Source organism: Aquabacterium parvum, from assembly GCF_001447195.1.
Taxonomy (GTDB): Bacteria; Pseudomonadota; Gammaproteobacteria; order Burkholderiales; family Burkholderiaceae_C; genus Aquabacterium; species Aquabacterium parvum.
The window spans coordinates 1-273 of sequence record NZ_LFRI01000332.1; the positions used below are offsets into that span (position 1 = coordinate 1).

1 protein-coding gene is annotated in these 273 nt (G+C 62.3%); it reads left to right on the forward strand.

Annotated elements, in window-relative coordinates:
- Positions 1-268 (forward strand): hypothetical protein (locus tag ABG80_RS22790; RefSeq protein WP_160322529.1); only part of this gene is annotated, 268 nt, incomplete at its 5' end.
- Positions 269-273: the final 5 nt, after the last annotated feature.

Below are 273 nucleotides of genomic sequence, written 5' to 3' on the forward strand. Positions count from 1 at the left end.
CCAGCTTCAGGTGCTGAAGCTCAAGGCCCTGAGCCACGGTGCCAACATGGGCCGGCTGGTCGATCAGGCCATTGATCAAGGCCAGCTCACCGAGCTGCGCCAGATGTGCGCCAAGGTGCATCCCTCGCTGATCGAGAGCCTCGATCAAGTGACGAACCTGCTCGACATGAGCAAGCGCGAGTTCATCGAGGCTGCTGTGTCTGATGCGCTGGCCCGCGCCGAGGAAGCTATCGAGCGTTCCGGTGCCCTGGATCAAGGGAGCCTGTGATGCTC